Origin of the sequence: Psychrobacillus sp. L4 (genome assembly GCF_042944905.1) — a bacterium.
Lineage (GTDB): Bacteria > Bacillota > Bacilli > Bacillales_A > Planococcaceae > Psychrobacillus.
The window spans coordinates 3,815,210-3,839,742 of record NZ_CP168496.1 but is presented as its reverse complement, the minus strand read 5'-3'; the positions used below and the strand labels follow the sequence as shown (position 1 = coordinate 3,839,742).

Sequence of the window (24,533 nt, the reverse complement as noted above, 5' to 3'; positions counted from 1 at the left end):
ACCTGAAAATAGGATGAGTAATTAATTTTACAAAATTAGAGGAGTAATACATGATGAAAACAAACCCCATGAGTCAATCCCGAACAATACAAACCCACCTAATCCTTCCACCAGATACAAATCATCACCAAACGATTTTTGGAGGAAAAGTTCTTGCTTATATAGATGAAATAGCAGCCATTTCATCTATGAAACATGCGCAAGGTGAGGTAGTAACAGCATCTATTGATTCAGTTGATTTTCTTTCTTCTGCAAAAGTTGGAGATGTCCTTGAGTTAGATGCGGTCGTTTCATCCACTGGTCGTTCGTCTATGGAGGTCTATGTTCGTGTAACATCGACGAACCTAATAACAGGAGAAGAAAAACTTACGACAGAGTCCTATGTAACAATGGTTGCAATAGATAAGAATAGTAAGCCAGTTCCAATACCGGGCATTCATCCAGAAACCGATGAAGAAAAACGATTATTTGAAACAGGTCCTGCTAGACGTGCCCATCGTAAACAACGATTAGATATGAAACACTAATACTATAGGATGTGATGCTGTGCTGAAGCGAATCGATGAATTTTATATGTACATTATGATTGCGCTATTAGTGGTATATTTAATAAACTTTGCATATTTTGGTGAATTGACGATTACGTTTACAGTCATAGCTCTTGCAATTATTCTTGAAATAGTAATACATCGCCATCATATGAAACGACTTACCAACGCACAGCTCTCCATTATTGGGGTAGTGTTACTAGCGGGTATTGCCGGCATTATTTATTTGTTTGTGTTATTTCGCATTTTTTTAGATCCGTTTAGTTTGTCGTCTACCCTAGAGCATGTTCTACTACTTGCTTTTGTACTTATTTGTTTATACGCACTCATCCGTTTTATTAAAAACTTATTTGGCAGGGCAATTGAAAATAAATAAAAGAACCTTTAGAAGCTGCGAAAAATGGTTTCTAAAGGTTTTTTTGTTATTGAAAATAAATTGACCAATTAGAATCTTATTTGTATAATGAATTCAAATAATTCAAATAAATAAGAAAGATAAAATAAATTGAGTGAATCTACTTTAGTGCAGTTGTGTAATATTTATACTGATCTGACTTCGGAAGATATTCAGATTTTAGAGAATGTAGCTTCAACATTGCAATTGCATGCAGATTTAAAAAATGCTTATATGTTCATAGATTGTAAGATGAATAATAGTGAACATGCAATTGTAGTTGCAGAGGCTTTTCCAAGATCATCCGAATCTGTTTATGAAAACTCTGTAATAGGAAAAATCGTCTTTGAATCCTTTGAACCAGGTGTATTTTACAGCTATCGAACAGGCAAAAAGTCGCTTACTAGCCAAGCGGTGACCCAGGAAGGGAAGTCAGTTGAACAATGTGTTATTCCTATAAAAAATAATATACATCAAGTTATTGGTGTATTAATTTCTGAGGAGGAAATATTTAAGCAATTACCCTTTGTTGTTGGTCATAAAAACGTTTCGTTCGGTCAGGAAGAACTAAATGCAATTCTTAGCAGTAGCTCTAGTGAAATGCCAATGATATCTGATCTTCTCATGGAAATTTTTTTGTTAACAGATAAGGATAATCATTTAATTTATGCGAATCCAGTAGGAGTTAATTTTATTTCGGAAATGAGTAAGACGGAAGAAATTAGGAACAAAAATATAATGGAATTATTGCCTTTTATTAAATCAATCTATGATTTTAAAGAAGATGTTTACCTATTTGATTTAACGGTAGATAGAAAACATTTAATCATAAAAAAAATTAGAATGAGAGATAAAGAACGGTTAAGGGGAACTTTGCTCATTATCCAAGATGTGACAGAGCTTCGTACAAAAGAAAAAGAACTGATGATGAAGTCAGTTGTTATTCAGGAAATCCACCACCGAGTTAAAAATAATCTTCAAACAGTTGCTAGTTTATTACGCCTCCAAATGCGAAAGGGATTTCCAGAAGAAAGTAAGGTCTATTTTGAAGATACATTAAATAGAATATATAGTATTTCATCCGTTTATGAGTTAATTTTATCGAATACAGATGCGGATGATGATGATGTAAATATTATAGAATTAACGAAAAAAGTATCCTCTACAATGGTATTAAATGAAATTCATAAAAAAGTAAGCTTGATTATTCAGTCAAATGGAAATAGAATATTAACAACATCACGGAAAGCGGTTTCGATAGCACTTATTATTAATGAACTTGTTCAAAACTCATTAAAGCATGCTTTTCAAGAGGACTCTCAAGGGGAAATAGAAGTAAGTTTTTATTCAAACAAAGACTTTCTAGAGCTTCATATATTCGACAACGGCGTCGGAATGAGTGAGCCAAAATCATCATTAGGTTTAGAGATTGTTCATAACTTAGTAAGGAATGATTTAAATGGAGAGTTTAGATATTTACCTGTTGAGCAAGGAACACATGCGGTCATAACGTTTCCCATTAGTTCGGAGGTGGTTATCTATTATGAAAAAGAAAATACTGATAGTTGAAGATGAATCTATTATTCGAATGGATATCAAATTTATGCTTCAAGATCAAGGATATGAAGTTATAGGGGAGGCAGGAGACGGTGAAAGGGCAATAGAATTAGCTTTTTTACATAAACCAGATCTAATTCTTATGGATATTAAGATGCCAAAGATTAATGGATTACAAGCTAGTAAAATAATAGCAAATCAACTAGATTTGCCTATACTGATTATTACTGCATATAGTCAAAAGGAATTCATAGAAAAAGCACAGCAAGATAATATCGTAGGCTATCTTGTTAAGCCCATATCAGAGGCAAGTTTAATACCTGCAATAGAAATTGCTTTACATCAATCCGATAAAGCAAAGCGACTTAAGAAAGACATTCAAAATGCCCAACGAGAAGTTGAAAAAAGAAAGTTAATTGAGCGGGCAAAAGGGATTTTAATGCAAGCGGAAGAGTTAGCAGAGCCAGAAGCCTTTAAAAGATTAAGAGAATCTAGTATGGCTAGACAAATGACAATGGTGTCAGTTGCGAAGGAAATAATCTTAAAATACAAGTAAATACACAAGCAAAGGCGCTTAAAGAGTAATTTCTTTAAGCGCCTCTTTGTATGTATTTCCTTAGAGGGGGTGTTAGCAATTCTAGTAGCTTGCAAGGGATTTTTTATGGTGAGAGTTAATATTTTTACTTAAAGGGGGAAAAAACTAATGGCAATGATAGGAACAGTAGTAGTGTACATAATAATGGCTTGTGCAGTAATGGGTGCTTTTGCAGCTATTAAAGATCCAGACAATGGTTTAGGAAAAGAGTTTATGTCTGGTCTCCATGCCGTTGGTCATATTTTTGTGCCTGCAGCAGGTATTATGGCATCTATCCCGTATTTAACATGGTTTATCAGCAAATTTATAGGTCCAATATTTCATACGATAGGAGCAGATCCTGCAATTGCAGCAACAGCAATTTTAGCATCAGATATGGGAGGCTATCAATTAGCGAATGCTTTGAAAGAGTCTTATGAAGGATGGATAATGGCGCTTATTGTAGGGTATATGGCAGGAGCAACAATTGTGTTTTCGATTCCGATGGGTCTAGCAATGCTAGATAAACGCGATCATAAATATATGGCTCTTGGAATTATGTCTGGAGTACTTACTATTCCGATTGGAGCATTTATTGCATCCGTTTTAGTAGTTTTATTTGACACAAAAGTACGTGACGTTATTAGTACTACATCAGATTCTACGTATGAGTTTGTCATAAGTTATGGGCAAATCTTGGTTAACTTAACACCTTTACTCATCTTCGTCATATTAATAGCCGCGGGGTTAAAGTTCTTCCCTAGAGGCATGATTGCAGGGTTCATGATTTTTGGGAGAGTAATGGATGCAGCGATTAAGTTAGTGTTAGTTTTCTCTATCGTGGAAATCTTTACTGGACTGTTCTCAAAAATATTTGGAGCATGGGGTTTCGACCCAATTATGGCGGATGCAACAGATCAATTTAGAGCACTTGAAACCGCTGGATACATTGGTATTATGCTGGCTGGTGCTTTCCCAATGGTTTATTTATTACGTAAGTATGCTTCAAAACCTTTGGAAGCAGGTGGACGTAAGATTGGACTTTCTTCAGTAGGGAGTGCAGGAATTCTAGCTACGATTGCAAATATTTTAGCGATGTTCTCCCTAGTACGTTATATGAGACCAAAAGACAAGGTGTTAAATATCGCTTTTGGTGTATGTTCGGCGTTCTTATTAGGTGATCATTTATCTTTTACTGCTAACTTCCAACCAAATATCATTTTACCAGTAATCTTAGGGAAACTGCTTGCTGGTATCTGTGCAATCCTTATCGCTTACAAGTTATCAGTTCCAACTGCATTGAAGCTAGAAGAATTAGATCGTGCAGCAGGTATTATTAAGCCGAATGAGTATTTAGATGAAGAAGTTCCAACCAAAAAAACTGCGCCAGCGCAAGCGTAAATATATTTTTTCGCACATGAAAGGAGTGTCACAATGAGCGAAGAGAAAAAAAGATTTATACAAGAATTTGTCCCTGGTAAACAGATTACTTTAAGTCATTTAATAGCAAACCCAGATCCAGATATGTTTGTAAAGCTTGGAATTCAAGAAGCTGGAGCATTGGGAATTATGACTTGCACTCCAAGTGAGACCGTTATTATTGCGGGAGATTTAGCTACGAAAGCAGCAAATGTCAGAATTGGCTTTTTGGATAGATTTACAGGAAGTCTCGTTATAGTGGGAAGTGTTTCGGAAGTTGATATGGCGATGATTGAGATTAATCGATTTTTATCCGAAAGACTTAGCTATACACCAGCAGACATAACGAAATCGTAAGGATGTGTGTGGACCATGAAAAATAGAGCAATGCTAATCGGTGCAATTGGTGCAGGGAAATCTACACTTACAAACGCATTATTAGGTAAGATTGTACCTGCCGTTAAGACACAAACATTGATCTATTATGACTGGATTGTAGATACGCCTGGTGAATATACAGAAAACCCGTTTTTTTATAAGAATATTATGGCTACAGCGCTTGAAGTAACACATGTATTCTATTTACAGGACGCTACAAATAGTAAAATGATTTTTCCTCCGGGATTTAGTACTGGGTTTTCGAAATTGCCAATTGGTGTGATTACAAAAAGTGACAGTCCAGAAGCAAACATTGAGCGTTCTATTGAAATGATTCGTTCTGTAATTTCATATGGACCAATTGTCATCACGTCTTCGCTCAATGGAGAAGGAATAGAACAGCTAAAGGCATTAGTAAAAATGAATGATATGGAGTCTATGAAAAGTTATATAATGGATTCGCAAGATGCATGTTTATTGTTTACCGATCAACTTTACAATTCTCGGAATATTTGATATATTTACAATTACCAAATAAAAGTTCATAAATAGGCAAAGGCGCCTTTACTTACACGGAGAAAATTCTGCGTGTCTAGTTAAGGCGTTTTTTATTTACAAGTGAGGTGTGGTATTGTTCGATTTCAATCGTAAAAAAGAAACGATTATTAGTGCAGGAATTGATATAGGAACAAGCACGACGAAGTTGATTATTAGTCGCTTTTCATTAATGAATACCGCGGGGACTACCCATGTTCCGAGAATTGAAATTGTCGATAAAGAAATCATTTATAAAAGTCCCATTTTTAGAACTCCATTGAAAGATAATACGACAATAGATGTTGCTGAAGTGGAGAAAATTATTCAGGGAGAGTATTCAAAAGCTGGAATAGAGGCAAATCAAATTGAAACAGGTGCAGTCATCATTACCGGTGAAACTGCAACTAAGCACAATGCGAAGGAAATGCTTCACTATTTGTCCAATGAAGTAGGAGATTTTTTAGTAGCAACAGCGGGTCCGGATTTAGAAGGTATTATCGCAGCAAAAGGATCAGGTGCTTTTGATTATTCTGCTCGCACTGGAAAAGTAATTGCTAATATTGATATAGGCGGTGGAACTGCAAATATAGCAGTTTTTAAAGATAAAGAGCTTCTTGGAACTTGTACAATGCACATTGGTGGGAGATTAATAGAATTTCAAGGTGAAAAGATACAATCTATCTCTCCTTCAGTACAGAGACTTCTAAAGGAACAAGGTATCTCTTTATTCGTAGGGGATTCAAGGGATGCACTTGACGTTGATCTGGTCATTAAGTTTATGACAAAATCACTTGGCAGAATATTGAAAGGTGAAGTTCAACAGAAAGATAACGTACTTTTACTTGGTCACTCTCCAAATTGGAAAGAAAAAGTAGAGACGATTGTGTTCTCGGGTGGAATATCAGAATGCATTTATAACCATGAGTTTGGTGTTCATCCAACCACTGAGTACGAGGATATTGGTCAGGTTCTTGCTAAGGAGCTTCAACGAGATGAAACACTTCGAAGCTTTTCTTGGCTAGAACCTATTGAAACAGTACGTGCAACAGTGTTAGGAGCTGGGACACAAACGACCGAAATTAGTGGGGCAACCATACAAATATCACCTCAGGATTTACCGGTTAGAAATGTACCTGTATATAATTTTAACTTTCATTCGAATTTGCAAGAAGGTCTAGAAAATTTTGATGCAGCGATAAAAAAAGCTATAGATATGTACGATGCAGCTCGAGAAGGGCAAAATTTTGCGCTTTACATCTCAGAATTACCTTATATGGGATTTCGGGACATCCAGAAATTATCAGAAGCAATTGTAAAAGTGATGGAAAAACGCCCAGATCCTTTGCTGCCGATTGTGCTTGTTTTACAAACGGACCACGCAAAAGTAATTGGCCAAACACTTCTTGCAATGAATGTTAGGCAAAGTGTTATATGTATTGATCAAGTAAGTGTCGTTCACGGAGACTATATGGATATTGGAAAGGCACTCGACTCTGGTGTAGTACCAGTCGTAGTGAAAACATTAACATTCCACTCGTCGTAAAGGAGGGGGTTTTACAGTGAATTTAAAATCCGTGTTAGGTGGCATAAGTTACAACTTTCAAGACTTGAAGGAAGTAATGGCGAAAGCAAATGAAGAAAAATCAGGGGACCGTCTAGCGGGAGTAGCCGCAGAAACAGTTCAGGAACGAATTGCTGCAAAGTCAGTGCTTAGTGAAGTACTGATGAGTGATATTCGCAATAATCCTTTAATTCCCATAGAACAAGATGAGGTTTCTAAGATAATCGAAAGTGATCTAAATGAAAAAATCTACGGAGAGCTAAAAAATTGGAGTGTCGCTGAACTTAGAGAATACATTTTAAGTAATGAAGTAGGAGACCGCGAGCTAAAGCGTATAAGTAAAGGGCTCAACTCTGAAATGATAGCAGCAGCTGCTAAAATAATGTCTAATTTAGATTTAGTTCATGCAGCAAATAAAATCGAAATTCTATCCACTTGTAATATTACGATTGGTCAAAAAGGAACGATTTCTTCACGTCTCCAACCAAACCATCCGACAGATAGTGTGGATGGAATGATTGCCGCCCTAAAAGATGGATTATCATACGGCATTGGTGACGCTGTAATCGGAATAAATCCGGTAGACGACTCAGTTGAAAGTGTGAAGCGATTACTCCATGCTACGCGTGACTTTATTAATGACTGGAAAATTCCTACGCAAAACTGTGTTTTAGCACATGTTACAACACAAATGAAAGCAATAGAGCAAGGTGCTCCTGCGGATATGATCTTCCAAAGTATAGCAGGTACAGAAGCTGCTAATCGGTCGTTCGGAATTTCTGCAGAATTAATTGCAGAAGCCCGGCAGCTAGCATTAAAGCAAGGAACTGGGACGGGGCCTCAAGTCATGTACTTTGAAACAGGTCAAGGTTCTGAACTTTCAGCAGAAGCTCATTTTGGTATCGATCAGATGACACTTGAATCTCGAAACTACGGGTTTGCACGACATTTTGACCCATTTATTGTAAATACGGTTGTAGGGTTTATTGGTCCCGAATATTTATATAACAGTAAACAAGTAATACGTGCAGGTTTAGAGGATCATTTCATGGGAAAAATGCACGGGATTCCAATGGGTGTGGACATTTGTTATACAAATCATATTAAAGCGGATCAGAATGATATTGAAGATTTAGGGGTTCTTTTAACGGCTGCAGGAGTGAATTTTATCATTGCAACTCCGATGGGTGACGATTGTATGTTGAACTATCAATCGATGAGCTATCATGACGTAGCGACTTTACTCCAAACATTTAGTAAAACACCAGCACCTGAATTTTTGAAATGGTTAGAGAAAATGGGGATATACGAAAATGGTCGATTGAGTGCTCGTGCAGGCGATCCGAGTCTATTCACACGTTAGGAGATGACTTATGTGAATGAACAGCTAATCAAACAAATTACAAAGATGGTCATTGAAAAGCTCCAGACCAATGAAGTGAATAATAATGCTCAAGAACATGGTCAAGGGAATCAAAAAGTAAAATTGTATCAGGATCATTCTGTAGTTAACTTTTCGGAAGTAAAACAGGATGTTGATCCAGTTGGAGAAGTAAAATTTTATCCTTCAAAGGAAGCAACTAACGAGCAAGAAAGATTAATGAAGTCACAAATGTTAAAAGAAAAAGTTTCGATAGAGGATGATAAAAAAGAAAATTACTTATCGGAGTTACGTAAAAAAACACCAGCTCGAATTGCTGTAGGTAGGGCTGGATCGAGGCCTAAAACAAATACATGGCTTCAATTTCGCTTCGATCACGCCGCAGCTGTAGATGCTGTATACGGAGAGGTTCCACAGGAAATTTTAGAGCGGTTAAATTTCTTCCAGGTGCATACGAGAGTGCTAGATAAAGAGGAGTATATTAGAAGACCAGATTTAGGAAGAAGACTTTCAGACGAGTCTAAAAAAACTGTTTTGGAAAAGTGCAAACGTTCTCCGAAAGTACAAATTGTTGCATCAAATGGTCTAAGTGCAAAAGCACTTGAAGAAAATTTAGAAGACGTTTATTTGAGTTTAGAACAGTCATTAAAAAACTTAAATATTGAAATGGGTACTACTTTTTATGTTGACAAAGGTCGAGTAGCTTTAATGGATGAAATAGGCGAGTTATTACAACCAGATATAGTTGTAATTTTAATAGGGGAAAGACCAGGACTTGTGTCAGCTGAATCTCTCAGTGCTTATATTTGCTATAAACCAAGAATTGGGACAATCGAAGCCGATCGTATGGTTATTTCCAATATTCATAAAGGTGGAATTCCCTCCGTCGAAGCGGGAGCGTATTTAGGTACACTTATTCAAAAAATCTTGAAATACGAAGCAAGTGGTGTGTCGTTAGTGAAGAAAGAAGGATAGGAGGTATTTAGTGTAGGATGAAAAAAATATTTGCAGATATTTTATCTATGCAAGTAATTCCAAATGTAGATGCAGGTCTTGCTGAAAAACTAAACTTAAAGCCCTATCAAAGAAGCTTAGGATTATTTACTACGACAATTGACGACGTTGGATATACTGCTGCAGATGAAGCGACGAAAAAATCGGATGTAGAAGTGGTTTATGCAAAAAGCTTTTATGCTGGCGCTGCACATGCTTCTGGGCCTCTTTCTGGAGAATTTATTGGAATTATAGCCGGTCCTTCTCCAGAAGAAGTGAAAAGCGGATTAGACTCTATTCGGATTACAGTTGAAAATGATGCTTATTTTGAAGCAATTAATGACGATGAAAATCACGCACTGTACTCAAAAGTAATATCTAGTTGCGGAAGCTATTTAGCGGGAGTAGCTGGCGTACATGAAGGACAGTCACTTGCCTATTTAATCGCCCCACCTTTAGAGGCAATAGTTGGATTAGATGCTGCTCTAAAAGCGGCAGATGTGCAAGTGTGTGAATTTTTTGCTCCACCTTCTGAGACAAACTTTGGTGGTGGCTTATTCACTGGTAGTCAATCTTCGTGCCAAGCTGCTACAGATGCTTTTAGGGAAGCTATCTTCAACATGGCAAAGCGGCCATTAGATTACTAGGAAAGGAGTGAGTGCTTTGGTTACAGTAATGGATACTGATTTATTGGCTTTACAGGAAATGCGTACCGCGGTTCAAGCAGCAAAAACTGCACAGAAAGTATATATGGCGTTTACGCAAGAGCAGGTAGATCAAGTAGTAAAAGCAGTTGCAAATGCAGCCTTTGCGGAGTCAGCTAGACTTGGAAAAATGGCTGTGGATGAGACAGGTATGGGTGTAGCTGAACATAAAAAGATAAAAAATGAAGTTGGTTCAAGAGATGTCTATGAAAGTATTAAAGAATTAAAAACAGTTGGTATTATTGGAGAAGATAAAGCTAATAAAGTACTAGAAATTGCTGCTCCATTTGGTGTAATAGCTGGAATCATTCCTACTACAAACCCAACGTCTACTGCTTTTTTTAAAACACTCATCTCCCTGAAAACAAGGAATGCGATAGTTGTGAGTCCCCATCCATACGCGGTGAAGTGTACGCAAGAAGCATTGAAAGTTTGTGAAGAAGCTGCCGTAACTGCTGGTGCTCCTAAAGGGCTTGTTCAATGCTTAACAATGTCATCCATGGAAGCAACGCAGCAACTCATGAAACATCCAGATATCAACCTTATTTTAGCAACTGGTGGAGGAGCATTAGTAAAAGCTGCATATAGTTCGGGGAAACCCGCTTACGGCGTTGGACCTGGAAATGTTCCGGTGTACATCGAACGAACGGCAAAAATTGATAAAGCCGTAGAAAACATTGTTAACAGTAAGTCATTTGATTATGGGACTATTTGTGCTACTGAACAAGCCATTGTAGTAGATCGAAATGTTGCGGAATTAGTTACTAGAGCCCTTAAGAAATATGGAGCTTATATTTTGTCCGAGGATGAAAAGCTTTTAATGGAGAAAGTGATTTCTCCATTTCCAGGTAAGGTGAATCCAAAAATTGTTGGGAAAAGTCCTCAAACCATTGCGAATTATGCCGGTATTTCCTTACCACCTGGGACACGTATTATTGTTGGAATGGAGACGAAGGTCGGAAAAGAGGTTCCATTTTCACTCGAAAAACTCTCGCCGGTTTTCGCAATGTATATTGCGTCAGATATTAATCATGCAAAAGAGCTTTGTATGTCTTTACTTCAACTTGGAGGAATGGGGCATAGTCTTTCCCTTCACACAGAAACTGACAGTATCGCTCGCGAGTTTGCGTTGGAGATGCCGGTTTCTCGAATCTTAGTGAATACGATGTCATCTGTTGGAGCAGTTGGAGGCACAACCGGTTTAATGCCATCAATGACTTTAGGGTGTGGAACATTTGGAGGGAATATTACTTCAGATAATGTAAGTGCCAAGCATTTATTAAACATCAAGAGAATGGCTTATGGAATTAAAGAAGTGAATCTTCCAGCACATGAGACTACTACCAATGAAATAAATGGTGAAGTGGAAGATGTGACAGATCAAGTAGTGGCGAATGTATTATCTTCATTGGGTTCTAATGACTCTGTCGACCCTCAAGTAGTAAAAGATTTGGTCAGTGAAATAGTAAAACAATTATCTAAATAAAACCTATTAGGAGGAAACGAATATGTCAAGAGAAGGTACAGCATTAGGAATGGTAGAAACAAAAGGATTAATTGGTTCAATTGAAGCTGCAGATGCAATGGTGAAGGCAGCTAGCGTAAATCTAGTAGGGAAAGTACATGTTGGTGGAGGCATTGTAACAGTATTAGTTCGAGGCGATGTAGGTGCTGTTAAAGCAGCAACAGACGCTGGAGCTGCAGCAGCGCAACGTGTTGGAGAATTATTATCTGTGCATGTAATTCCTAGACCACATAATGAGTTAGAAATGATTTTACCGAAACTAGAAAACTAAAAGTAGCTTAGAAAGGCGGTTCTAAGATGAATCAGCAATTAATTGAAAAAATTGTAGGGGAAGTTTTAGAGCAACTCGAAAAAGTTGAGCAACCACTTTCAAAAGATTCAATTCCAATCGCTGTTTCTGCTCGTCATGTTCATTTGTCACCACTCCATGTGGAAGCATTATTTGGAAAAGAGTATGAGTTAACGAAAAAAGCGAACTTATCCCAACTGGGTCAATTTGCAGCCAATGAAACGGTTGTTATTGCAGGACCAAAAGGAAGCATTGAACGCGTGCGAGTGCTTGGTCCTGCTCGTTCCCTGACGCAAGCAGAAGTCAGTTTGACAGATGCAGTGAAGCTAGGATTAAATCCTCCCCTTCGTGAATCAGGAGACATAGAAGGATCAGGAGCTTTTACGATAATAGGGCCAAAAGGGAGCCTCTTTTTAGAAGAGGGACTAATTATCGCGCAAGCTCATATTCATATGACGCCTGTTGATGCAGCTCATTTTGGTGTTCAAAATGATGAATATGTAACGGTAGAAACTGATGGTGTTCGACCAATGGCATATCGTCATGTAAAAATTCGTGTATCGGATAAATACCAGTTAGAAATGCATATAGATACAGATGAATCGAACGCAGGGTTTATTTCTAAAGGATCAATTGGTCGTTTAATAAAGTCTAGCGAGAACCGTATAAAAGTACAGATGGAAGTACCTAAAGTTGTAACCAAAAGTAGTGAAGATTCTATTTTTAATTATCCCAAAAAGTTACTTTCGAAAGACGATGTAAGAGAAGTGACAACAAAAGAAATTATCCTAGAAAAAGGAACTATTATTACAGCGCTTGCACGAGATACAGCAAGAGAGCTAGGTATATCCATTTCGTTTAGAAAATAGAAATAGGTGATGACAGCATGCAAATAGGAAAAGTTATCGGAAACGTTTGGGCAACTCGTAAAGAGGAAGGATTACAAGGGTTAAAGCTACTAATTGTACAGCCTGTAGATGTACAAGGTAAACCGGTGAAAACCCAATTTGTTGCTGCCGATCGAATAGGTGCAGGTATCGGGGATGATGTTCTTGTCACGAGTGGAGGTTCATCCCGTTACATAATGCGCGATCATCCGATGCCGATTGATGCGGTAATCATTGGAATTATTGATTCGACAGAAGTAGAAAGGGGTGAAATCGATGAGCAAAGCAATAGGGATGATTGAGACAAAAGGGTTAATCGGTTCCATTGAAGCAGCTGATGCCATGATTAAATCAGCTAATGTGACATTAATAAAACAAGAAATGATTGATGGGGGAATTGTCACGGTTATTGTTCAAGGGGATGTAGGAGCTGTCCAAGCCGCTGTAGATGCTGGTCGTGAAGCGGCAAAACGCGTGGGAGAGCTTTTGGGAGCTCATGTTATTCCACGCCCAGACCAATCTGTTTACGAGATGATTAAGCCGCTCGACTACAATAGATACGAAGAAAGTAAGTTAACAACAAAGCCTGCACGTACTAAACCAGTGAAAACAGACACTAATCCACAGTAAGGGTCGTAATGGTATAGGAAAGGGTGAAAGTACTTGGCTTTTCGGAGAAATAAAATCGCCGTAATTGGGGCTGGTTATACAGGTGCTACAGTAGCCTTAATGATAGCTCAAAAAGAACTAGGGGACCTCGTGCTTGTAGATATTCCGGAATTAGAAAACCCTGCAAAAGGGAAAGCATTAGATATATTAGAAACAGGTTCAGTTCAACGTTTTAATTCGAAAGTTACTGGTACGTCTAATTATGAACATATAAAAGATGCGGATATGGTTATTATTACTGCCGGTATTGCACGAAAACCGGGGATGAGTAGAGATGACCTGGTGAGTATTAATGCAAAAATTATGCGCTCTGTATCAGAGCAAGTGAAAAAGTATGCACCAAATAGCTATGTTCTTATATTAAGTAATCCAGTAGATGCCATGACATACGTTTGTTATAAAACAACTGGGTTTCCGAAAAATAGAGTAATTGGACAATCTGGTGTACTAGATACTGCGCGTTTTAATACATTTGTCGCAGAAGAATTAAATATTTCTGTAGAAGATATTTCAGGATTTGTATTAGGCGGTCATGGGGATGATATGGTTCCGCTTGTGCGATATTCCTACGCGGGTGGAATTCCACTAGAGAAAATTATCTCAAAAGAGCGTTTAGAAGCTATAGTGGAGCGGACAAGAAAAGGAGGGGGCGAGATTGTCTCTCTTCTTGGAAATGGTAGTGCATATTATGCTCCAGCAGCTTCACTTGTAGAAATGGCCGAAGCAATTATTAAAGATAAAAAACGAATACTACCTACTATCGCTTATCTAGAAGGGGAGTATGGGTATAAAGACTTGTATTTAGGAGTGCCAACTGTTATCGGAGGCGATGGTATAGAAAGTATTATCGAACTTCCGTTAACGAATGAAGAAAAACTTGCTTTAGATAAATCAGTCAATTCTGTTCAATCTGTAATTAAAATATGTAATATCTAAAAAAGCATTCCTATGTAAGGGATGCTTTTTCTATGAAACCATTTTGGTAGTACAGGAGAAAAGATAGACAGCATTCATCGATAAAGAAGTGCTGAGCGGACGAGATTGTATCTTCGTCCGCTGTTAAATGAGTAGGACAGGATCATATCTCTCATTATTCAAACTAAATGCACCATTACTTCACAAAAATTCACTCGGTAATAGTGTATTTAGTTCAAAGCACTTGGAAATTGATGAAGAAAGATGTTTTTTAAGGACTCTTGCACTTTTCTTAATGCGCTTTATAGTTATAAATTGGTTTTATTACTTCCAACACTTCAACTGTATCGTCAATATGTGAAAGAATGTCTTGCATATCTTTATACGCAAACGGGGATTCATCGACCGTACTTGAAACAACAGAAGTACTCCAAACATCCTTCATAGAAGCTTGAAAAATTTCCAATGCTACTAGTTTTCTTGCTTGCGAGCGACTCATTATACGTCCGGCACCGTGTGGACCAGAGTAATTCCAATCTGGATTTCCTTTTCCTCGGCAAATGAGCGAACCATCTCGCATATTCATAGGAATTATTACAATTTCACCATCCTGCGCAGAGATGGCACCTTTACGTAAGATCATATTATCTAAATCAATATAGTTATGAATCGTGTCGAATTCAGATTCAATATTCCAGTTCATACCTCTACAAATAACTTCGGCCATTGTTTTTCGATTGAATGCTGCATATTTTTGAGCAATGGAAAGATCAAATAAATAATCCTTCATATTTTCTCCCTCTACATATGCCAAATCTTTAGAAACACTATCACCAAGGGTTTGATGTGCTACATCTTGATAATGCTCTGCAATTTGTTTCCCTAAATTCCTGCTTCCGGAGTGGATAACTAAATAAATACTACCGTCATTGCCTTCGTTTAATTCAATGAAATGGTTTCCTCCACCAAGAGTACCTAAGCTTAACCGAGCGCGGTTTTCATTAATAGGAGCAGCAACTTCAGCAAAAGGTATTTCTATAGTATTACGATGTTCTTTATTTCTAATGCGAGTACCACTTGGTACGTTTTTCTTGATTGTTTTGTCTAACTTTTCAAAGTGTATATCTTCCTTTAGAACATCTAGCTTTGCACAGATCATTCCGCAACCCAAATCGACGCCAACAAAGTTAGGAACCACTTTGTCTGTAATTGTCATCGTTGTTCCTACAGTGCAACCTTTACCTGCATGAAGATCTGGCATCATTCTTATTTTCGTGTCTTTTAAAAAGGGAAGACTACAAATTTGCTCTACTTGTACCTTTGCTGTTTCTTCTATTGTATCTGTATAAACAAGCGCATTATTATATGTTCCTTTTATTTCTATCAAGATCGCACCTCTTTTTCTGTTCTGACTATTAATTCTTAAACAAATTAAACCAGCCTTTATATTTAAACCAAGCAAGCATGGCGATAGCAATAACGACCATCAATGCCATCACACCAAAGTATCCAAATTTCCACTCTAGCTCAGGCATATTTACAAAGTTCATGCCGTATACTCCCACGATAAATGTTAAAGGGATAAAAACGGTCGAAACAATTGTTAAAATCATCATAATCCTATTCATATGACTCGAGTTAATGGACATATGACTATCTCGAATATCAGCCGTAAGTTCACGATTCGTCTCAACCATATCCGCTAGCTTTAGCAGATGATCATAAATATCTCCAAAATAAGCCCGTTCAGAAGGCTGTAAATTAATTCGCTCCGAGTTCATAATTCGATAGAGCAAATCACGCATTGGAATAATGGTTCGTCGTAATCTAAGTAAATCACTTCGAAGGTCAAACACTTGATTCATGGACAAATGCCGCATATCTATGGATAGCCTATCTTCTAATTCATTTAGATAGTCTTCAATTTTATAAACAATCGGAAAATAAGCATCCACCACCTTATCGACAATATGATACATTGCATGCATAGCTCCGCGTTCCCATCCTTTTGGGTTTCGTTTTATACGCTCTCGAGCTTGATCTAGTTCATGCATGATAGGAAAATGAAAGGTAACGACAAAATCTTTTCCAACAAATAAATTCAGTTCCTCTGCATCAAGTGTTACTTCATTGAACGTATGTAGTACAAAAAATACGTGGCCATCGTAATGATCTGCTTTTGGACGTTGAAGCCTTAATAAACAATCTTCAATTGCTAGTGGATGGAAATGAAAGAAGGAGCTTAGAAGATTTTTCTCTTCTTCTGTAGGTTCCTCTATGTCAACCCAATACCATTCAAACGTTTTATGCTTTATATCTTCGAGAGGAAAGTCACTAATTATCTCGTGATCTGTTGTTATCCCTATCGTTCGAATCATATTAATACCTCATTTCAACACTAAATAACTTTATATATTATCTCATATTCGACAGTTTCCTACAAAATCCACCTGTTAAAGCTTACTTTCTTGAACATCCTAACTCATATACCCTTTGTCAGTAACTTGGAATAGGGGTATAAACGTTAGGAAAGAACTCTTTTTCGGAGGGACGCTTTTTTATTTACAGTGAATTGAGGTGTTTGTCTAGTTTGTAATGTCCGGTTCTGCATCTACTAGTATAAGTGCAAAAGGAGGTGAATTTATCGTGAACCCACATCGTCAACCTTGTCATTCATGTCAGCAACCTATGCTGTCTCCATGGTTCCAACCACCTGCTCCACCGTTAGTATGTCCACCACAATATCGCGTGCATGATTCTTTTATGCCGAGAATGCAACCTGTTATCCACCCAATTGTAAATGTGAATAGAGAGCATATTGTCAATGTTCCACAGCATTTCTATACAGAAACTAATCGAAATGTCGTTGTGAATCCACCTCAACAAGCTTTTCCAATGCAGCAAGGAGGTTTCCAACAACCGTTCCCACAACAACAATTCTTTCCAGGTCAACCGCGATTCTAATGAAATGAATTGCAAGAAGTAGCAAAGAAGCACATCTTTTAACTGCGCCGAGTAGCGAAGCGGCGCAGGAGCAAATGCCTTTATTTTAAAGCGCATTTGCTTTTTTGATTTATGTAAGTAAAAGAACCTGTAAAACTATAACGATCAAAAATAGTTTAAATTACAGTACTTTTTTCGATAAAGTTGTATGACTCCTACTTAGAAAGGTTTTTTGAATAAAAATAAGAATGTTTTGGAATAAAGCTTTTTCTTTCAATAGATGTTTAAAGGATTACGGGTTTGCTGGATCATACTTTTGTGTACTCAGATAAGCATAATTATTAACGTACTCGACGTATAATGACAAAAGAGGCAGATGCAATTGTGGGAAGTGCTCTATCAATAGGAGTAAAAGAAATAATAGTAAATTACACTCACTCTAAAATGAATCATATTTTAGTAGAAGATCTGCATCCAGAAGTAATGAGCCATTCCATTATATACTGCGTTCGAAATTTCTTTATAAATGATATAGTAGTTGGAGAACTTGGATTTAATGTATATGTAGAAGGTCATTTTGGAGTGCCGGTAATTATGGTTGCGGGAGATGATGGACCATTTAGAGAAGCAGAAGTTTTAATTCCAAGTGTTAATACAGCAGCAGTAAAAGAATAAATTTCCAGATAGACAGTTAAAGCATTACATTCAAAAGTAGCAGCACTTTAAAAGTGCCGCGGCTTTTGATAAGTAAATAAAGGAGAAAATACAAAGATGAAAATTCGTCCAAAACGATTACAAATAGGAGATACGATTGGTATTATTGCTCCTGCCAGTCCACCAAATCTTAAACAACTAAAGCGCTCTTTAAAATTTTTAGATGGGCTAGGTTTGAACTATCAAATGGGGAAAAGTGTAGAAAACGTATATGGTTATCTTGCAGGTTCAGATGAAGAACGTCTAGAAGACTTACATGAGATGTTCGCGGATCCAAATATTGCAGGAATAATTTGTGCTGGTGGGGGATATGGGTCTGCTAGATACACGGATAAAATAGATTTTCAATTAATGAATGAATGTCCAAAAATTTTCTGGGGTTATTCCGATATTACTTTTTTACATACAAGCATGAATTTATACTCCGATATTGTGACTTTCCATGGTCCTATGCTAGCTTCAGATGTTGGGAAAGACACGTTTTCTGATCTGTCGAAAAAAATGTTCCAACAATTATTTACACCAATGGAACTGCATTATACCGAAGCGATTTCTCCGTTAACACGCTTTTCAGGTGGAGCGGCACGTGGTGAGTTAACAGGAGGGAATTTATCGCTACTTGCAAGTGGAGTTGGGACGAAATACCAAGTAGACACTAGAGGTAAATTATTGTTGATTGAAGATATTGGTGAAGAACCATATCGGGTAGATGGAATGCTCAATCAGCTTCGACAAGCAGGTATTCTGGACGAAGCTACGGGATTTGTTATCGGAGACTTTAAAGATGCGGAACCGAAAAAACGGCAGGTTTCATTTTCTTTAGATGAAGTGCTCAATCACTACTTAGGTAGTTTAGGAAAGCCGGCTGTAAGGGGATTCAAGATAGGTCATTGTGAACCTCATTTTGCTGTTCCGCTTGGTGCAGAAGCTGAGTTAGATGCAGATAATTTAGCGCTTGTTATTTTACCGGGAGTTGAGTAAAGGATCCAATTAGTTCTATTTTGAAGGAAGTAAAATGTCATTCTCAATAGAACCTGGTCTTGGGACTTTTCGTATGGAATTGGAAAAGGGATAGGAGGTTAATAGATGACTTCAGAAGCGAATGAATATATTTGTTCGGTGAAAGTCGCAACTGTTTGGACGGACCCAGCTTCTGCAAGAGGGATGGATACTCCCGGTATTTCAAATCCTGTTTTATTATTAGAATGGCTTGAAGCACTACAGTATAAAGAAAGAATTGCACTTTGTGAGGAAAACCGTGTACAGACCCAGCTTTTATATGGAGAACCGGTACTTGTGGACGAAATAAAAGGGGACTGGGCAAAAATTGTAGCTATTTGGCAACCTTCTAAAAAAGATAGCCGTGGATATCCAGGGTGGGTTCCTATAACGCAATTACAGAAACCTGAACTAGTGAATTCGATTGGGATTGCACGTGTTTCTTTAGCGAGAACTCAGCTATGGGACATGAAAAAGAACCCGCTGCTCGTTGTGTCATTTAATACGACTCTTCCAGTTGTTTCAGAAGATGCCTCTTATTATAAAGTCCAAACCCCACATGGCGAAGCATTGCTGCAAAAAGACCAAGCTGACTTTGCTAGATCGATGGGACAATACCCAAAACGTTCTGCAGAATATGCAGCAACTTTAGGTGAACTTTACTTAGACTTGCCTTATTTATGGGGTGGAATGTCTCCGTATGGCTATGATTGTTCAGGGTTCTCGTACAATATGCTGAAGGCGTGTGGATATTTAATTCCCCGTGATGCAAGTGACCAAGCCTGTACTGGACAAGAAATTCAGATAGACGACTCTTCCGCTTGGAAAAAAGGGGATTTAATCTTTTTTTCTAATGACGAGGGTACAGGACCTGTGCGTCATGTAGGGTTTTACTATGGAAATGGGCAATTATTGCATTCTCCTTCCACAGGTAAAGCAGTTGAAATTATATTGTTAGAAAGTTCTATGCTGGAGAATGAAATCTGTGCAGTGAGAAGGTACGCGGTTTAGGGGGGATTTGCGTGACAGAAAAAGTTCTTTTGTATGTAGAAAATTTGAAACGCCATTTTGAAATAGGACATGGAGAAACGTTAAAGGTGATACAGGCATTGAAGAATCACAGCAACAAAATTTCTTACAAGAAGAGCTGCATAGTCCGATTAATCCCCCTTCTGGATGTGTGTTTAGAACCCGTTTTCCAAACGCTATGTCTATTTGCACGGAAGAAAAACCAGCTTGGAAGGAACAAGAAATAGGTCACTTTATGGCGTGTCATTTATATAAATAGGTATAGAAGCATCTGCTTTAGGGAGATGCTTCTATTTTATTATCCTTTATAAACAATTCCGCTTGCTAAAAGAGTGATACAGAATAAGCGAGTAACTTTCCGTGAAAAATTGTACTAATTAAAATGAACTTTTATTGTTTTAAAACGTATTACCTAGTAAGGAAGGTGTGAGGAAATGGAAACAGAGCCAATTGTTAAACTACAAAATGTGACAAAAGTAATTGGGAAAAAGAAAATTATTGATGACCTCAGCTTAGATTTATGGCCAGGACAAATCACAGGTTTTTTAGGACCTAATGGAGCAGGAAAAACAACGACGATACGGATGATGACAGGACTGATGAAACCAACGTCCGGTGAGGTAATTATTGATGGGCAAGCAATTTCTACAAATTTTGAGCAAACCATGAGTAAAGTGGGAGTAATTGTAGAAAATCCCGAGATGTATAAGTTTATGAGTGGTTATAAAAACTTGCTGCACTTTGCGAGGATGAATAAGAACGTAACAAAAGCTCGAATAGATGAAGTAATTGCACAAGTAGGCTTACAAAATAGAATTCATGAAAAGGTGTCGACGTATTCACTAGGAATGCGTCAACGTTTAGGTCTTGCCCAGGCTCTTCTACATCGTCCTAAGTTTTTAATATTAGATGAGCCAACAAATGGACTGGATCCAGCTGGAATTCGTGAATTCCGAATGTATTTACGCAAAATTGCTATAGAAGATGGAGTTTCTATTTTTGTATCGAGTCACTTATTAGCTGAAATAGAGTTAATATGTGATAGAATCGCTGTTATTCAAAATGGGAGATTAATCTCCATACAAGAAGTTAAAGAAGAGCAAGAGTCACACTACTATGTGGAAGTTACTCCGAAAGAACAAGCAACTACATTCTTTGGTATTAAAAACATTCCTGTAGAAGTTACAGGAGATGGTTTCGTATTGCCATTAGAAAAGAAGGCGGTTCCATCTTTTATTGCGGAAATGGTTGCAAGTAATTTACACATCTATTTGTTCAGTCCGCATAGAAAAACGTTGGAAGATCAATTTTTAGAATTAACTGGAGGTGGGCAAATTGCTGAATCTCATAAGAAATGAATGGTTAAAGCTATGGAGTAAAAAAGCAACTTGGGTAATGGTTGTGCTTGTTGCCCTTTTAATGATTGGTTTTGCAGGTATTAATAAATGGATTAACAACCAACCAGAATCGCGGGTAGATTGGAAACTGTCCAGTCAGGAAAACATTTCGTCTTTGGAAGGGCAATTAGCAATTCCTGGCTTGACCAAGGAACAAAAGAAACAGTTTAAAGAAACGATAGAGGTTGAAAAGTACCGTTTAGAACGTAATGTTGCTCCAATAGACTTTGACGAAGAAAAATCTTTTATCAGCAATATTCCTGGGATGTTATCTATAATTACATTATTTACAGTTGTAGTTGCCGCAGGTATTGTAGCCTCTGAGTTTTCACAAGGAACGATTAAAATGCTTTTAACTAGGCCAGTGAAGAGATGGAGGATTTTAACCTCAAAACTTATTACAGTTGGGATATTTGCAGTCCTAATGACAGTGGTTCTATTTATAGTAGGTGTGATAAGTGGTTATATTTTCTTTGATTCCATTGGTGGTAAAGAATTAGAGGTAGTGAATGGGCAGATTGTAGTCGTTTCTTTCTGGGGAAGACTTCTATTATTAACTGGTCTATCACTTATAAATGTATTTGTTATTGGAACGCTTGCTTTTATGATAGGTTCCGTATTCCGTTCGAGTTCTCTTGCTATAGGTATATCCATTTTCCTTATGTTCATGGGAGTGACTATTACGTCTGTGTTGGCTAGGTTTGATTTTGCTAAGTATATCTTATTTGCAAATACCAATCTAACTCAATATATAGGCGAAAATCATCCATTAATAGCTGGGTTAACAATGCCGTTTTCTATCATGGTAATTTTGGTGTATGTCATTGCATTTTTAGTTGTTAGTTACTGGTCTTTTATCAAGAGAGATGTAACTGCATAAAAAATGTATTGACATAATGTTAATACTTATAGTATTCTGAAAATAACTTAAGGAAAGGAGTGAGGCATTATGACAAGTGTAAATAATTATCCACGAATCAGTAAGTTCATGATGTCCCACTCTATATATCTCTAAAAAAGTAAGTGTATTCTACTTTTCTTTTTGATATGCTTCTTTACTAATGACCGGGAAACCATGATTGCTGATTTGTGCAGTCATGGTTTTTTTATATGGAAAATTAGGAGGAAGTTAAATTGAATTTAATCGAACAATATGGTTGGAATAATAGTTGGGAAGAAAAAATGCTTGGTAAAGGAATTGTGGGTCGTGTTTTACTTGAGCACAAACACTTATATCGTGTCATAACGAATGATGGGGAATGGTTATGTTCTCTTTCAGGGAAATTCAAGTTTGACCATGATCGAGAAGCATTTCCCGCGGTAGGAGATTGGGTGGTGATGGAGCAAATGCCTGGAGAAGAAAAAGGAATTATTCAGGAAGTGCTCCCACGCAGTTCACAGTTTTCAAGAAAAGTAGCTGGACAGACAACGGATATTCAGCTAATTGCTGTCAATGTCGATTATGTATTTCTTGTTATGTCTCTTAATGATGACTTTAATGTACGTCGTTTAGAGAGATATTTACTAGCAGCATGGGATTCAGGTGCTACACCTGTTGTTGTGTTAACGAAAAAAGATGCATGTGACGACTTGTCCTATTATATTAATGAAGTAGAATCAGTCGCTTTTGGTGTAGATGTGTTGGCAGTGAGTAGTGTGACGGGCGAGGGAATTGATCATCTTGCTGCACTATTATCTGCAGGTAAAACAGGCGCACTTTTAGGTTCCTCAGGAGTTGGTAAATCCTCTTTGATCAATGCATTATCTGGGGAAGAAGTAATGGCGGTTAGCGATATTCGAGAAGATGATAGTAAAGGGCGTCATACGACTACACATCGTGAATTATCATTGCTCCCAGGAGGAGGCCTTTTAATAGACACCCCTGGAATGCGAGAATTTCAATTATGGGAAAGTACTGAAGGTGTAAGTGCTAGCTTTAAAGACATTGAGGAGTTAGCAGTAGGATGTCGCTTTAGGGATTGCCAACATAAAAAAGAACCTGGTTGTGCGATTCAAAAAGCTATATCTAACGGTATACTCAAAGAAGAACGATATAGGAGCTACGTAAAATTATTAAGAGAGCTTGCCCATATCGAAAGAAAAAACGATGTTGTAGCTAAAAAAGCAGAAGTGAATAAGTGGAAGCAAGTCACAAAAAATCAACGGAAACAATCTATAAAGAAAAAATAAGTGTTGATAACTTCATTCATATCTTTTAAGTGTCAGACTAAAATTCAAATATCCCAAAACTACTAATCGCTTTGGTTAGTAGTTTTTTATGATAAGAAATTATATAAATTGGGTATGCTAAGAACCCAAAGTTCTAGGTGTTTTGTTTCGCCTTCATCTTACTTCACCACAAAAATTCCCTCGGTAATAGTGGATCCAATATTTAGTCTAAAGCACTCGGGAAATATAGAAGAAAAGATGCTCTTAAAGGACGCTTGCGCTTTTTCCAAGAAAATAGAAGAAATTCGAATTAGGAATTTCTCTTTGGTAAACAAGCGAAAAGATTTTCATCTCCTAATGTGGATGTTAAATCATGTGTATTTCGTAAAATCGTATCAATTGCACATAAATAATTTTCTCGTTATAATATAGTCAAAGTTAGTCAAAGTCAGTTTGCGAGAAGAGGTGAGAAGATGAAAAATATATCTGACATAATTGAAGGTTATTTAAAGTCTATTATAGAAGAAGAGAGTAAGGGACAAATTGAAATAAAAAGAAGTGAAATTGCCGAGAAGTTTCAATGTGTTCCATCTCAGATCAACTATGTGATTAATACCCGTTTTACCCAAGATCGCGGTTACTTAGTGGAAAGTAAACGCGGAGGTGGGGGATATATTCGAATTCTCCGCGTGCGTGCGCATACAAAGGCTGATTTGATTGAGCATATCATACAGAGCCTAGAAAGCGGGGCGTCTGAATCCATGACGGAAGACATCGTATTCAGATTAATTGACGAAGAGGTTATATCTAAACGAGAAGCAAAGCTCATTTTAGCTGGGCTTAATCGAACTACTCTTGCTATTCCACTACCTGTTAGAGATGAATTGCGCTCGCGTATATTATGTGCCATGTTGCTAACATTAAAATATGAAATAAAGTGAAGTTAAGCGG

Annotated in this window: 28 protein-coding genes; 26 read left to right on the top strand and 2 right to left on the bottom strand. The window is 37.4% G+C overall.

Annotation, left to right across the window (positions count from 1 at the left end; genetic code table 11):
* Positions 1-50: 50 nt before the first annotated feature.
* The 17 genes from ACEPXG_RS18675 to mdh all read left to right on the top strand — a co-directional run bounded on the left by ACEPXG_RS18675 (position 51) and on the right by mdh (position 14,352).
* Positions 51-527 (top strand): acyl-CoA thioesterase, encoded by a 477-nt coding sequence (locus ACEPXG_RS18675; RefSeq protein ID WP_391118526.1) that lies wholly within the window; start codon positions 51-53, stop codon positions 525-527.
* 19 nt (positions 528-546) lie between these two features.
* On the top strand, positions 547-924 hold the full coding sequence (locus tag ACEPXG_RS18670; RefSeq protein ID WP_391118524.1) for a hypothetical protein: 378 nt from the start codon (positions 547-549) through the stop codon (positions 922-924).
* A 129-nt stretch (positions 925-1,053) separates the two neighbouring features.
* Positions 1,054-2,511 (top strand): sensor histidine kinase, encoded by a 1,458-nt coding sequence (locus ACEPXG_RS18665; protein ID WP_391205743.1) that lies wholly within the window; start codon positions 1,054-1,056, stop codon positions 2,509-2,511.
* Positions 2,486-3,055, top strand: a complete 570-nt coding sequence (locus ACEPXG_RS18660; RefSeq protein ID WP_391205740.1) for an ANTAR domain-containing response regulator — start codon at positions 2,486-2,488, stop codon at positions 3,053-3,055. Before ACEPXG_RS18665 ends, ACEPXG_RS18660 begins: the two co-directional genes overlap by 26 nt.
* A 147-nt stretch (positions 3,056-3,202) precedes the next feature.
* A complete protein-coding gene (gene eutH, locus ACEPXG_RS18655) occupies positions 3,203-4,474 on the top strand; it encodes an ethanolamine utilization protein EutH (RefSeq protein ID WP_391205738.1) in 1,272 nt (423 codons plus the stop codon).
* Between the two features lie 33 nt (positions 4,475-4,507).
* A complete protein-coding gene (eutS, locus tag ACEPXG_RS18650; protein WP_391205735.1) occupies positions 4,508-4,849 on the top strand; it encodes an ethanolamine utilization microcompartment protein EutS in 342 nt (113 codons plus the stop codon).
* Between the two features lie 15 nt (positions 4,850-4,864).
* Positions 4,865-5,386: a EutP/PduV family microcompartment system protein gene (locus ACEPXG_RS18645; RefSeq protein ID WP_391205732.1), complete on the top strand. Its 522-nt coding sequence runs from the start codon at positions 4,865-4,867 to the stop codon at positions 5,384-5,386.
* Positions 5,387-5,501: 115 nt separating this feature from the next.
* Positions 5,502-6,950, top strand: coding sequence for an ethanolamine ammonia-lyase reactivating factor EutA (locus tag ACEPXG_RS18640; RefSeq protein ID WP_391205729.1), 1,449 nt, complete (start codon positions 5,502-5,504; stop codon positions 6,948-6,950).
* 76 nt (positions 6,951-7,026) lie between these two features.
* Positions 7,027-8,331 carry an ethanolamine ammonia-lyase subunit EutB gene (locus tag ACEPXG_RS18635; RefSeq protein WP_391210006.1) on the top strand — a complete coding sequence of 435 codons (1,305 nt, stop codon included), beginning with the start codon at positions 7,027-7,029 and terminating at the stop codon, positions 8,329-8,331.
* Positions 8,332-8,343: 12 nt separating this feature from the next.
* Complete coding sequence (gene eutC / locus ACEPXG_RS18630; protein WP_391205726.1) at positions 8,344-9,324, top strand: ethanolamine ammonia-lyase subunit EutC; 981 nt, start codon at positions 8,344-8,346, stop codon at positions 9,322-9,324.
* A 17-nt stretch (positions 9,325-9,341) separates the two neighbouring features.
* Entirely contained in the window at positions 9,342-9,989 is a 648-nt protein-coding gene (gene eutL / locus ACEPXG_RS18625; RefSeq protein ID WP_391205723.1) for an ethanolamine utilization microcompartment protein EutL, read from the top strand.
* A gap of 28 nt (positions 9,990-10,017) precedes the next feature.
* Positions 10,018-11,532, top strand: coding sequence for an aldehyde dehydrogenase family protein (locus ACEPXG_RS18620; protein ID WP_391210004.1), 1,515 nt, complete (start codon positions 10,018-10,020; stop codon positions 11,530-11,532).
* Positions 11,533-11,554: 22 nt separating this feature from the next.
* Positions 11,555-11,842 (top strand): BMC domain-containing protein, encoded by a 288-nt coding sequence (locus ACEPXG_RS18615; RefSeq protein WP_144512570.1) that lies wholly within the window; start codon positions 11,555-11,557, stop codon positions 11,840-11,842.
* 26 nt (positions 11,843-11,868) lie between these two features.
* Positions 11,869-12,729 (top strand): phosphate propanoyltransferase, encoded by an 861-nt coding sequence (gene pduL, locus ACEPXG_RS18610; protein ID WP_391205719.1) that lies wholly within the window; start codon positions 11,869-11,871, stop codon positions 12,727-12,729.
* Positions 12,730-12,746: 17 nt separating this feature from the next.
* Entirely contained in the window at positions 12,747-13,049 is a 303-nt protein-coding gene (locus ACEPXG_RS18605; RefSeq protein WP_391205716.1) for a EutN/CcmL family microcompartment protein, read from the top strand.
* Positions 13,024-13,377 (top strand): BMC domain-containing protein, encoded by a 354-nt coding sequence (locus tag ACEPXG_RS18600; RefSeq protein ID WP_391205713.1) that lies wholly within the window; start codon positions 13,024-13,026, stop codon positions 13,375-13,377. Before ACEPXG_RS18605 ends, ACEPXG_RS18600 begins: the two co-directional genes overlap by 26 nt.
* Positions 13,378-13,410: 33 nt before the next feature.
* Positions 13,411-14,352, top strand: coding sequence for a malate dehydrogenase (gene mdh / locus ACEPXG_RS18595; protein ID WP_391205710.1), 942 nt, complete (start codon positions 13,411-13,413; stop codon positions 14,350-14,352).
* Positions 14,353-14,623: 271 nt separating this feature from the next.
* Here mdh and ACEPXG_RS18590 read toward each other — a convergent pair whose 3' ends face one another.
* Both ACEPXG_RS18590 and corA read right to left on the bottom strand, forming a co-directional pair.
* Positions 14,624-15,718: an RtcB family protein gene (locus ACEPXG_RS18590; RefSeq protein WP_391205708.1), complete on the bottom strand. Its 1,095-nt coding sequence runs from the start codon at positions 15,716-15,718 to the stop codon at positions 14,624-14,626.
* Between the two features lie 28 nt (positions 15,719-15,746).
* The gene (gene corA, locus ACEPXG_RS18585; RefSeq protein ID WP_391205706.1) at positions 15,747-16,709 is read right to left on the bottom strand and encodes a magnesium/cobalt transporter CorA; all 963 of its coding nucleotides are present in this window, start codon (positions 16,707-16,709) and stop codon (positions 15,747-15,749) included.
* Between the two features lie 268 nt (positions 16,710-16,977).
* Here corA and ACEPXG_RS18580 point away from each other — a divergent pair, with 268 nt between their 5' ends.
* The 9 genes from ACEPXG_RS18580 to ACEPXG_RS18540 all read left to right on the top strand — a co-directional run bounded on the left by ACEPXG_RS18580 (position 16,978) and on the right by ACEPXG_RS18540 (position 24,523).
* The gene (locus tag ACEPXG_RS18580) at positions 16,978-17,295 is read left to right on the top strand and encodes a hypothetical protein (protein ID WP_391205705.1); all 318 of its coding nucleotides are present in this window, start codon (positions 16,978-16,980) and stop codon (positions 17,293-17,295) included.
* A 363-nt stretch (positions 17,296-17,658) separates the two neighbouring features.
* Entirely contained in the window at positions 17,659-17,949 is a 291-nt protein-coding gene (locus ACEPXG_RS18575; protein ID WP_391205703.1) for a M55 family metallopeptidase, read from the top strand.
* Between the two features lie 96 nt (positions 17,950-18,045).
* Positions 18,046-18,969, top strand: a complete 924-nt coding sequence (locus ACEPXG_RS18570) for a S66 peptidase family protein (RefSeq protein ID WP_391205701.1) — start codon at positions 18,046-18,048, stop codon at positions 18,967-18,969.
* Positions 18,970-19,074: 105 nt separating this feature from the next.
* Positions 19,075-19,998, top strand: a complete 924-nt coding sequence (locus ACEPXG_RS18565) for an NlpC/P60 family protein (RefSeq protein ID WP_391205699.1) — start codon at positions 19,075-19,077, stop codon at positions 19,996-19,998.
* Between the two features lie 169 nt (positions 19,999-20,167).
* Entirely contained in the window at positions 20,168-20,275 is a 108-nt protein-coding gene (locus ACEPXG_RS18560; protein ID WP_391205696.1) for a hypothetical protein, read from the top strand.
* A 175-nt stretch (positions 20,276-20,450) separates the two neighbouring features.
* Positions 20,451-21,374, top strand: a complete 924-nt coding sequence (locus tag ACEPXG_RS18555; protein ID WP_391205693.1) for an ATP-binding cassette domain-containing protein — start codon at positions 20,451-20,453, stop codon at positions 21,372-21,374.
* Positions 21,352-22,293: an ABC transporter permease gene (locus tag ACEPXG_RS18550; RefSeq protein ID WP_391205691.1), complete on the top strand. Its 942-nt coding sequence runs from the start codon at positions 21,352-21,354 to the stop codon at positions 22,291-22,293. Before ACEPXG_RS18555 ends, ACEPXG_RS18550 begins: the two co-directional genes overlap by 23 nt.
* Positions 22,294-22,595: 302 nt before the next feature.
* On the top strand, positions 22,596-23,603 hold the full coding sequence (rsgA, locus tag ACEPXG_RS18545) for a ribosome small subunit-dependent GTPase A (RefSeq protein ID WP_391210003.1): 1,008 nt from the start codon (positions 22,596-22,598) through the stop codon (positions 23,601-23,603).
* A 452-nt stretch (positions 23,604-24,055) separates the two neighbouring features.
* The gene (locus tag ACEPXG_RS18540; RefSeq protein WP_391205687.1) at positions 24,056-24,523 is read left to right on the top strand and encodes a CtsR family transcriptional regulator; all 468 of its coding nucleotides are present in this window, start codon (positions 24,056-24,058) and stop codon (positions 24,521-24,523) included.
* Positions 24,524-24,533: the final 10 nt, after the last annotated feature.

Bases quoted from the DNA above. Each gene is read 5' to 3' on its own strand.
- ACEPXG_RS18660 (WP_391205740.1), top strand. From the start codon at position 2,486: ATGAAAAAGAAAATACTGATAGTTGAAGATGAATCTATTATTCGAATG.
- ACEPXG_RS18555 (WP_391205693.1), top strand. From the start codon at position 20,451: ATGGAAACAGAGCCAATTGTTAAACTACAAAATGTGACAAAAGTAATT.
- corA (WP_391205706.1), bottom strand. From the start codon at position 16,709: ATGATTCGAACGATAGGGATAACAACAGATCACGAGATAATTAGTGAC.
- pduL (WP_391205719.1), top strand. From the start codon at position 11,869: ATGAATCAGCAATTAATTGAAAAAATTGTAGGGGAAGTTTTAGAGCAA.
- ACEPXG_RS18615 (WP_144512570.1), top strand. From the start codon at position 11,555: ATGTCAAGAGAAGGTACAGCATTAGGAATGGTAGAAACAAAAGGATTA.
- eutS (WP_391205735.1), top strand. From the start codon at position 4,508: ATGAGCGAAGAGAAAAAAAGATTTATACAAGAATTTGTCCCTGGTAAA.
- eutL (WP_391205723.1), top strand. From the start codon at position 9,342: ATGAAAAAAATATTTGCAGATATTTTATCTATGCAAGTAATTCCAAAT.
- ACEPXG_RS18675 (WP_391118526.1), top strand. From the start codon at position 51: ATGATGAAAACAAACCCCATGAGTCAATCCCGAACAATACAAACCCAC.
- eutH (WP_391205738.1), top strand. From the start codon at position 3,203: ATGGCAATGATAGGAACAGTAGTAGTGTACATAATAATGGCTTGTGCA.
- ACEPXG_RS18605 (WP_391205716.1), top strand. From the start codon at position 12,747: ATGCAAATAGGAAAAGTTATCGGAAACGTTTGGGCAACTCGTAAAGAG.
- ACEPXG_RS18635 (WP_391210006.1), top strand. From the start codon at position 7,027: ATGGCGAAAGCAAATGAAGAAAAATCAGGGGACCGTCTAGCGGGAGTA.
- ACEPXG_RS18540 (WP_391205687.1), top strand. From the start codon at position 24,056: ATGAAAAATATATCTGACATAATTGAAGGTTATTTAAAGTCTATTATA.
- rsgA (WP_391210003.1), top strand. From the start codon at position 22,596: ATGCTTGGTAAAGGAATTGTGGGTCGTGTTTTACTTGAGCACAAACAC.
- ACEPXG_RS18645 (WP_391205732.1), top strand. From the start codon at position 4,865: ATGAAAAATAGAGCAATGCTAATCGGTGCAATTGGTGCAGGGAAATCT.
- ACEPXG_RS18565 (WP_391205699.1), top strand. From the start codon at position 19,075: ATGACTTCAGAAGCGAATGAATATATTTGTTCGGTGAAAGTCGCAACT.
- ACEPXG_RS18570 (WP_391205701.1), top strand. From the start codon at position 18,046: ATGAAAATTCGTCCAAAACGATTACAAATAGGAGATACGATTGGTATT.
- ACEPXG_RS18620 (WP_391210004.1), top strand. From the start codon at position 10,018: ATGGATACTGATTTATTGGCTTTACAGGAAATGCGTACCGCGGTTCAA.
- ACEPXG_RS18600 (WP_391205713.1), top strand. From the start codon at position 13,024: ATGAGCAAAGCAATAGGGATGATTGAGACAAAAGGGTTAATCGGTTCC.